At 29.1% G+C, this 9,415-nt stretch carries 8 protein-coding genes; 3 read left to right on the top strand and 5 right to left on the bottom strand.

The window, feature by feature from the left end:
* Window positions 1–89 precede the first annotated feature (89 nt).
* From NNC19_RS20175 to NNC19_RS20160, 4 genes are all read right to left on the bottom strand, one after another.
* Window positions 90–1,694 carry a glycoside hydrolase family 43 protein gene (locus NNC19_RS20175; protein WP_310940498.1) on the bottom strand — a complete coding sequence of 535 codons (1,605 nt, stop codon included), beginning with the start codon at window positions 1,692–1,694 and terminating at the stop codon, window positions 90–92.
* A complete protein-coding gene (locus tag NNC19_RS20170; RefSeq protein ID WP_310940497.1) occupies window positions 1,694–3,058 on the bottom strand; it encodes an MFS transporter in 1,365 nt (454 codons plus the stop codon). The genes NNC19_RS20175 and NNC19_RS20170 overlap by 1 nt, the downstream gene beginning before the upstream one ends.
* A 199-nt stretch (window positions 3,059–3,257) precedes the next feature.
* Window positions 3,258–3,854, bottom strand: a complete 597-nt coding sequence (locus NNC19_RS20165) for an NAD(P)H-dependent oxidoreductase (protein ID WP_310940496.1) — start codon at window positions 3,852–3,854, stop codon at window positions 3,258–3,260.
* 139 nt (window positions 3,855–3,993) lie between these two features.
* Complete coding sequence (locus tag NNC19_RS20160) at window positions 3,994–4,350, bottom strand: DUF6075 family protein (protein ID WP_310940495.1); 357 nt, start codon at window positions 4,348–4,350, stop codon at window positions 3,994–3,996.
* 288 nt (window positions 4,351–4,638) lie between these two features.
* Between NNC19_RS20160 and NNC19_RS20155 the strand changes: the two genes are divergently transcribed.
* Both NNC19_RS20155 and NNC19_RS20150 read left to right on the top strand, forming a co-directional pair.
* Window positions 4,639–5,508 carry a carboxypeptidase-like regulatory domain-containing protein gene (locus NNC19_RS20155; protein WP_310940494.1) on the top strand — a complete coding sequence of 290 codons (870 nt, stop codon included), beginning with the start codon at window positions 4,639–4,641 and terminating at the stop codon, window positions 5,506–5,508.
* A 6-nt stretch (window positions 5,509–5,514) separates the two neighbouring features.
* A complete protein-coding gene (locus NNC19_RS20150; protein WP_310940493.1) occupies window positions 5,515–6,393 on the top strand; it encodes a carboxypeptidase-like regulatory domain-containing protein in 879 nt (292 codons plus the stop codon).
* Between the two features lie 67 nt (window positions 6,394–6,460).
* On the opposite strand, the gene NNC19_RS20145 is transcribed toward NNC19_RS20150, so the two are convergent.
* Window positions 6,461–7,723 (bottom strand): NlpC/P60 family protein, encoded by a 1,263-nt coding sequence (locus tag NNC19_RS20145; protein WP_310940492.1) that lies wholly within the window; start codon window positions 7,721–7,723, stop codon window positions 6,461–6,463.
* 388 nt (window positions 7,724–8,111) lie between these two features.
* On the opposite strand from NNC19_RS20145, the gene NNC19_RS20140 reads away from it, so the two are divergent.
* Complete coding sequence (locus NNC19_RS20140; protein WP_310940491.1) at window positions 8,112–9,338, top strand: right-handed parallel beta-helix repeat-containing protein; 1,227 nt, start codon at window positions 8,112–8,114, stop codon at window positions 9,336–9,338.
* Window positions 9,339–9,415: the final 77 nt, after the last annotated feature.

Here is a 9,415-nt window from a genome sequence, read left to right as displayed (position 1 = left end):
TCTCAGATTTGTAGAATCTGGGGTTTATTTTTTTCACAAAAATGAGCTGTGCACTAATTATTTAGTGCGACAGCCCCATTTAAAAAGTTTTAAATCTCTACATAAGAGAAATAATCAAAATCTGCTGCTTTATTATTTCCAGTTGTGTCTATACAATTCATCCCAACAAAGGCTCCTGTAAAGAATCCTCCCCCTCTTATATAATCATCAGACAACTTTCTAGATTCAAAGTTTATAGGTATTACCATCCAACTAATTCCATCAAATGAATATGAATATCTATAAGATCCTACTCTAACCTCTACTTTAAAATGAACATATTCAACATCATTAGGAATTGGAATCATCTTATCTTCCAAAGGCATACTAAATTCAAAATTATCACAAATAACTATATCAATTACCCTTCCTTTATCTTCATTCCAAGTCACATGGATTGTAGACCAATTTTCTGTATTATAATAACATGTTAATCCTGCTTCTTGTTGAAAAGTTTCTGGGTTAAAGGATACACTTGTTGATGCATCAAATTTAAAATTCTGCCACCTTCTAGCTACAAAAGCTTGTGTAAATGTGGAAGTTAAAGATTCTTTACCATATAATCTTAAACTTCCTTTTCTAGCCTTCAAAGAAGCTATATCTTCTGTAAGAGGAATACGTAAGGATTGGAAATTAATATTTAAATTTTCACTATCAAAATCATCTTTTTCATTATAAGTTTTTTCCCACTTTACTTCTGGGATATCAGGACCTTCTACTTCTACACTACCTTGCTTTCCACCAACTACTTTTGGCCAATTATCTTTCCATTCTATCTTCTGAATAGCTGTTTCACGACCAAGTGGACAGTATCCTCTTTTCTCAAGTACTGGATAATCCCCAACAGGTAATGGTCTTCCCACTAAATGAGCCAAATACCATTCATCTGTATGAGTATGAACTAATGATGCATGACCACATTTTTGTAATGTATTTCTAGGATCATGCCATGATGTTAATAAAGGATACTCTGGATCTATTTCATATGGTCCATATAAATTTTTTGAACGAGCAACTGTCTCTGAATGTTCATAAGTAGTTCCTCCTTCTGCTGTAAATAGGTAATAATATTCACCTATATGATAAATATGAGGTCCTTCTGTATATTTTATATCAGTTCCTTTATATATAATTTCAGGTTTACCAATTAATTTTCCTTGTTCTTCTGAATATTCTTGAATTGCAATTCCATAAAAATTGTGATTATATACACGTTGATCCCAATACATATTTACAAGATATTTTCTTCCATCATTATCATGAAATAAAGATGCATCAAAGCCAGTACCATTTAAAGTTATTGGTTCACTCCATACTCCATCAATAGTATCACACTGAGTTAAATAATTATGGCAATCTTTCCAAATACCATCTGTCACTTTTACATCTGTATATATAAGCCAAAACTTACCATCACTATAACTTAAATCAGGAGCCCAGATACCACCTGAGTTTGGATTTCCTTTCATATCCAAAAGTGATGTTCTATCTAATGGATGAGATACAAGATGCCAATTCACAAGATCTTTTGAATGATGTATTTGAACTCCTGGAAACCATTCAAAAGTTGAAGTTGCAATATAATAATCTGTACCTACTCTACAAATACTTGGATCTGGATTGAACCCTTTTAATATTGGATTTTTAATAATCATTATAAACTCTCCTCTCTTAATTCTGCTCTAGATTTTAAATCTGCTGTAATTTCTTCATACTTTTTATCATCTAAATTGTAAAAATTAATATCTATTAAGGCTAATACCATAAGAATTGCTGGAACAACTGTAGCTGTAATTAGTATTCCTGTTAACGCATGAGGTGTTTGTGTTTCATTGGCTACATATCCAAACCATCCTAAAACAATTCCTGGCACTGCTCCTCCTAAGGCCATTCCGCATTTAAAGAAAAATCCAATAATAGCATATATTAACCCGCTTAATCGTTTACCTGTGACATATTCTCCATATTCAATTGTTTCAGGAATTAAAGCCCACATAAAAGCTCCTGCTGTCAAAGACCCTATTGATGTTATAACACGAGAAACTAATATTAATCCTACCATATCAGTTGGTATAACTAAAAGAGAAAGTGTTCCCACAACTGTTATTAAAAGTGATATATTTAATAATGCTTTTTTTCCTATCTTTTTATTTATTTTAGGTATAAGTGGAATGCATATAAATGCAGGTAATGAACCTAAAACTGTATACCATTGAACTAAATCTGGTCTACCAACATTATAAGTTACATAATATATTCCTATTGAACTATTTATAGAATTTATACCAAATATTAATACAAAAAATAGACTTAAAACAACAAGAGGTCTATTTGTTCTGAATTGCTCAAAAATATCTGAGAACTTTATTTTGTGACTTTCATTAACACATTTTACCCTTTCTTTTGTACTAGCAAAACAAAATAGTAATAAAAGTGCTCCTGCTATTCCTAATATGCTCATAGTAATTTGCCATCCTCTAGATAATCCAAAAGATTTAGTGAAATATCCAGAAAGTACAGGTACAAAATAGGAAACGATTACTCCACCTAGATTAGCAAAAACCATTCTTACTGAAGTTAAACTTACTACTTCTTCACTATCATTTGTAATAGCAGATGTTAATGCTCCATAAGGTACATTAATACAAGTATAGGTAATAGAAAGTCCAACATAGGTTACATATGCATAAATAAGTTTTCCTGTAGCTGAAAAATTAGGTGTTGTAAAACATAAGAACGCTAAAATAGCAAAAGGTACAGCACCATATAATAAATAAGGCCTAAATCTTCCAAATCTTGTATTAGTTTTATCTACTAGTGTACCTATTATTGGGTCATTAATTGCATCAATAAATCTTACAATTAAAAACATAACCCCAGCTTGTCCTGCTGATAAGCCAAATACATTTGTATAGAAAAATAATAAGTAAATTGAAATAGTTTGATATATTAAGTTACTTGCCAAATCACCAGATGCATATCCAATTTTTTCTTTCATTTTAATTTTGGGTTTTTCCATTTTTATTAATCCCCTCTTTCTTTTACTTTTTGTATTTTTTCGCAATACTAGTATATCTATGTTTTTACTCTTTTATAACAACTTTTAAAAAGCAATTTAAAATCTTTTCCTATTATATTTTTAATCTTCTATTATTAAATAAAAAAAGGACATATGTAAACATTACATTCTGCCCTTCATTCATAAGTAAAAGCCTTGTCTAAAATTCCTTAGCTACAGCCTTAGCCTTTTCAATTCCTTCATTTATTTTTCCTTCAACATCTGTTCCTAACACATCTACATTTTCAATAGCTATTGTTCGAAAATCTTGAATGCCAAAGAACCCTAATATTGTTCTTAAATATTTGTCCCCCATTTCATAAGGAGAATTTATATACTCTCCTCCTCTTGAAACTATATGTACAGCTTTCTTATTATTTAAAAGTCCTACAGGACCATTTTCTGTATACTTAAATGTGATTCCTACTACACTTACATAGTCAATATATGCTTTTAATATAGCTGGAAAACTTAAGTTCCACATTGGAGCTGCAATTATATACTTATCTGCTTCTGCAAATTCATATGCAAAATTTAAAACTGGATTTTTTCTACTATTTTCATCTTTAGGTCCAAAAACTTCCTTCAAATCTTCTGGTTTTAAAAATTCTATTTTTTCTTTATATAAATCTACGGTTGCTATCTGATCATTTGGATTATTTTTCTTGTATTCATCAACAAAACTGTCTGATACTTTAAATGTTCTTGACTCACCCTCTGATTTGATATTTGCTTTAATATATAATACTTTACTCATAATTTCATCTCCAATCTAATTACAATATTCCTTTGTATTTTATGTGATATTATAAATAAATATACTTTGAGTGATTAATTCAAATCTAGATATAAGTATATATACATTTTTATACCTAAAAAAGAAGCTTTCGATTCTTCTAGCTCCAAACTATATTAATAGCATTTAGTACAATGTCTCTATCCTGTCTATTAACATTTCTAACTATATCTAAAACATCAGTTTCATTATTTTTATAACTATTGAATAAGTTAAATGCTAATAATATCAATGCTTTATTCCCATTTCCACTAATTAAATTAACTGCATTTTCTTTTATTCTATGATTTCTAAGATCAAAAATTGATTTTCTATTATCCCATAAACTTTCCTTTTCACATATTATATATAATGCTGCAACTTTATTCTTTTCTAAAACACTTTCACCAATTATACCCATTTCCTTAAGTACTTCACTATATCTTTCTCTAGTGTCCCTTGATATTAACTTTAACATTAAACCATCCTCTCTTATATATTTCAAAGTTTAATTATATCTTAAATTATCGTCCGCTTTTTCCAATTTTATACATAAATTTTAATATTACAAGAACTTTTTAATCCTTTATAAATTCTCATATAATCTTCTACTAATCTACATAGAGTTCTTTATATTTGCATAGTAAATACATAATCTATAAGTTAACAAATACCTTTAAATATGCATAAGTTGTATTAATGATTAATGAAAAAATTATAACTTATTTAAATATAATCTTATATTAAAGAAAGAAGGGAATAAGATATGCCTTTTACTAATTTATATGATATTGAATATAGTAATGACTTTTCTATTACAGGCAGAAAAGAAATAACAGAAGATCTTAAATTAACTAATAACCCAATAGTCTCTAGCGGAACCTTGACTGGAACGGTAATATCTGAAGATACTCCTGTAATTGGAGCTACAGTTAAATTATATGATTCAAATTATAAACCTATAGAGCATGTAACTACTATAGAATCTGATGATACTGATATTCCAAGCGGTAGTTATACATTTACCAATATACCTGCTGGAGCTTATAATGTTGTAGCAATTAAAGATGGTTATCTATTATCAAATTCATATCCTGTAATTATTCAAAACGAAACAGTAACAAAGCAATCTATAACTTTAACTCCAGATCCAGCAGCCAATTTAAATACTATCTATGGAATAATATCTTCAACTGATACTAAACCAATAGAAAATGCAATTGTAACTCTATCAACAACTGGTTCTACTCCTAAACTTATAGGAAAATGTACAACAAATGATCATGGACAATACTTTTTCACCAATATACCTGCTGGACTCTATACTGTTACAGCATCAAAACCAGGTTATATTAGTAACCCTTCTGGTATAATACCACTTGATACAAAAGAAATTTTCAATCTTAATTTAATATTACAAACTAATTCAGATACTAATACGGGAACAGTAAGTGGCCTTATTACAAATACAAACAATATTCCTCTTCCTAATGCAACTGTTGCATTATATTCTATTGTCGATGGGTTTGAAGGGATTATCGCTATCACAAAAACAAGTGCATCAGGTAGATATTTATTTACAAATATAACTCCTGGTGAATATCGTGTAAAAGCTACTGTCCAAACTGAAGGATAATTATACATGCTAATTGAAGATAAATATATTCTTAAGGATAGTAACCCCTTCAATATACATCTAAACGAGGAAGCTACTATTAACCTTGAACTAGAAAAAAGTACTACCTATCATAATACTATTTTAAAAGGAAAAGTTTTTGATAGAAACTCACCTATATCTAATGCAACCGTTTCAGTTTTTGATAGACATTTAAATCCTCTAGCTCATACAACAACTAATGAAAATGGTATTTATAGCTTCACTAATTTATTAAGTCCTGGTGAATATAAGGTAATTGCATCTGCTAAATATTATGCAACTTCCCTAACTAAATATGTAGTTATAAGGCCAAATGACATTAGCGAACTATCTTTCTCTCTTAAAACTAGCTCTGCATTAGTAAATGGCCTAGTATATGGTAAGGTCATGAGAGAAGGTACTAATATAGTTATACCAGATGTGAAAATTAGCATAAAATCTTCAGATGATTCAAAAAGTAATATATACGAAACAACTTCAAATAATAATGGGCAATATATTATCTATGATATTTTACCTTACGAATATATTTTGGAAGCAAGTAAACCTGGATATATTTTCCCCATCCCTATAAAATTTACTGTTAATAAATTTAATTTAATACCTCAAAATATAAACCTTATACTTGATACAAATAATTCATCTGGTATGATTTCTGGAACAATTTTATATAATAGAGTACCTGTTTCAAATACTGTAGTTTTTTTATATCAATTAGACGATATAGGAAATGAAGTAATAGTACAAGTTCAAGTAACCAATAAATATGGTATATATTTATTTTCTGATGTTGAAAAAGGTTCCTATATGGTTAAATGCAAATTACAAAGTGGTGAAGATTATAAAAGAAGTATTACAATATAACTTCTTTTATAAAAATAGTCTAAGTCCTTCTATTTTACTAAAAGACTTAGACTATTTTTAATTTATATCATTCTACTATTCTTCTAGCCCTCCAAAACTCTCCTAAAGGTGATACCTTTATAACATCCCCAGTCTTTGGGGAATGAATAACTTGTCCATTTCCTACATATATCTGAACATGTCCAGGATGCTCAAAAACTAAGTCCCCTGGTTTTAAATCTTCTTTTGACACTTCTTTACCAGAATTAATCTGTTCATAAGTAGTTCTTCCTATATCTATTCCAAATTCCTTTAAGTATACATATTGTGTAAATCCAGAACAATCAAATCCACTTACAGTAGTTCCACCCCAAAGATAAGGAATATTTAAATATTTCATAGCCTCATCTACTATAACACTCCCCTTAGCTTTTGGTAAAGCTTCTTCTTTCCATCCAAACTTATGAACTTCAATTTTATGAGTATCTGTATTAAACTTACTTATACAATAGAGGTTTAAGTTGCCATTCCCTACTATAAATTGCGAAGAGAAATCAGTTTTTTTCATAATTGTAGGCATATCTAATAGAAAGTTTTGATAACAACTATTCCCATCTAATATATGAACCTCCGTGTTATTTGCTCCTAATTTTTTTATGCAATATATATCAGGATGTCCATCACTATTATTATCACCTATTCCAAAATCCCAGTTATAATCTGTGTTCTCTATTGGTAAAGCTTGCTCTAATAAATACGATTTAAAGTTATCTGCTCCATTTAAAATATGAACTTCTGTATGATTTACTGCATTTTTCTTTATACAATATAAATCTAGGTGAGTATCATTGTTATAATCACCAATTTTAAATTCCCAACTATCATCTGTACTCTCTATTGGTAAAACTTGTTCTAATAAAAAAGACTTAAAGTTATCTGCTCCATTTAATATATGGATATTTGTATGATTTTCACCATCCTTTTGTATGCAATATATATCATTAAATCCATCATTATTATAATCACCAACTTCAAAAGTCCATTTATCATCCACAGAAGCTAAAGGAGTTATTAAATCTGTTACTGATTTATATTCATCAGTTCCATTTAAAATTCGAATATCTATAGCAGAATCTTGATCTCTAGCCTTATTTATAGCATATATATCCTCTATTCCATCCTTATTAAAATCACCTACTCTAAACTTCCAGTTTGCTACAGTTTCTTCTAATGGAGTTGTTGAATGTATCTTCCAAACTAATTCCTTATTTTCTGTTGCTGAAACATTTTTATTTACTGATAAATTCCAAAACATAAAGAGAAACACTAAAATAAAAATTTTCTTTTTCAAAACTTTCGCCCCCTTAGTAAATTATTCACTTTTCTTCTTTTCCATATTTTGTATTATATCACTTAAAACAGAAATTTTCAATTTTGTTGTATACATTTACATTTTTATATTAAAATAAATTTATTTTTCAATTAACAAATGCATCCATAAATATCTATTACTTAATTCTAATTTTCTGCATTTTATGTTCTTTTTCACTATAATTCACGATGCTTTTTCTAAATTCATGCTGTATAAGTTTACACATTCCTTTATTCCATATATAATATTTTGTAATCAGCAAATTATAGTTATGGTTTTATTGGCTGAAATTTATATTATGGAGGTGATTTATAAAATAAATTATTTAATGACCATAATATTAATTTATGAATCTGGGGGATAGATAATGGCAAATTTATTTAAAAAGCTTTTTTTAGCTTCAACAGTTATAGGATTAAGTTTTATTGCATCAACTCATGCTTATGCAAAAGATTATTATATGTCACCAATTGGTAAAGATACTAACCAAGGTACTATGACTTCTCCATTTGCAAGCATAGCAAAAGCACAATCCACTGCTTCATCTGGAGACACTGTCTACATATTAGGTGGAACTTATAAAAACTTCAATATTGCAGCAACAGATGCAAACTACAATTATGTAAATGAAATAAACAAAAGTGGAATTACTTATAGAGCACTTTCATCTAAAAGTAGACCTGTTTTTGATTTTTCAAATGTACCTACTAATAAACGTGTTGCAGCATTTCATATAGCAAGAGGCACATCAAATGTTACTTTCTTAGCAATTGATGTAACAGGTGTAAAGGTTGGTAATCAAAAACAATCTGAATGTTTTAGAGTAGAAGGAAACGCTACTTTTAATCAAGTAAATGCTTATAATAATGAAGCTAATGGTTTCTATTTTACCAATCACGGAACTGGATCATGTATTAAATGCGATTCTTACAATAGCATAGCACCTACTGCTACCGCAAGAGGTAATACAGATGGTTTTGGTGCACATGGAGATGGAGTTCTATTCCAATACTGTCGTTCATGGCACAATAGTGATGATGGATATGATACTATAAGTTCAACTGGTTCTAATACTTTTGAGCATTGTTGGGCTTATGACATGACTGCTGGAGGTGACTCAAATGGATTTAAAATAGGTGGATATGGAAGCGGTACTGTACCTAGTAAAGTTCCTGTTCATACTGTTAAGAATTGTCTATCAGCTAATAACAATGCTCATGGTTTTTACGCAAACCACCAACCAGGACAATCTGCAACTTGGACAAACAACACAGCTTATAATAATAAACATGGTAACTTTAACATGTTAGAACGTGTAAATCAAACTAATGCTAAAGATATACCTGGAACAAGAGAAGTAGTTCACAATAACATTGCTTTTACTGGAATAGCTATAGAAGAATCTAATTTGCCATCTAAAAATGTAAGCAATAACTCATGGAATAAAAGTGGTGTTTCAGTTAGTTCTGCAGATTTCCAAAGCTTAGATGCAAGTCAAATGACTAAACCAAGAGGTGCAGATGGTGTTTTACCTAATATTACATTTATGCATTTAAAAAGTAATAGTGACCTTAAAGGTTTAGGTTGTTTCTAATAAAGATTTAAAAAATACTATTGCTTAAATGCAATAGTATTTTTATTTATATAATGTATATGTAAATATTAAGCATA

It is taken from the genome of Clostridium sp. SHJSY1, from assembly GCF_031626875.1.
Taxonomy (GTDB): domain Bacteria; phylum Bacillota; class Clostridia; order Clostridiales; family Clostridiaceae; genus Clostridium.
This window is presented reverse-complemented; position numbering and strand designations above follow the sequence as displayed.

Coding starts and splice junctions, on each gene's coding strand:
- NNC19_RS20150 (WP_310940493.1), top strand. CDS start 5,515: ATGCTAATTGAAGATAAATATATTCTTAAGGATAGTAACCCCTTCAAT.
- NNC19_RS20160 (WP_310940495.1), bottom strand. CDS start 4,350: ATGTTAAAGTTAATATCAAGGGACACTAGAGAAAGATATAGTGAAGTA.
- NNC19_RS20140 (WP_310940491.1), top strand. CDS start 8,112: ATGGCAAATTTATTTAAAAAGCTTTTTTTAGCTTCAACAGTTATAGGA.
- NNC19_RS20175 (WP_310940498.1), bottom strand. CDS start 1,694: ATGATTATTAAAAATCCAATATTAAAAGGGTTCAATCCAGATCCAAGT.
- NNC19_RS20155 (WP_310940494.1), top strand. CDS start 4,639: ATGCCTTTTACTAATTTATATGATATTGAATATAGTAATGACTTTTCT.
- NNC19_RS20170 (WP_310940497.1), bottom strand. CDS start 3,058: ATGGAAAAACCCAAAATTAAAATGAAAGAAAAAATTGGATATGCATCT.
- NNC19_RS20165 (WP_310940496.1), bottom strand. CDS start 3,854: ATGAGTAAAGTATTATATATTAAAGCAAATATCAAATCAGAGGGTGAG.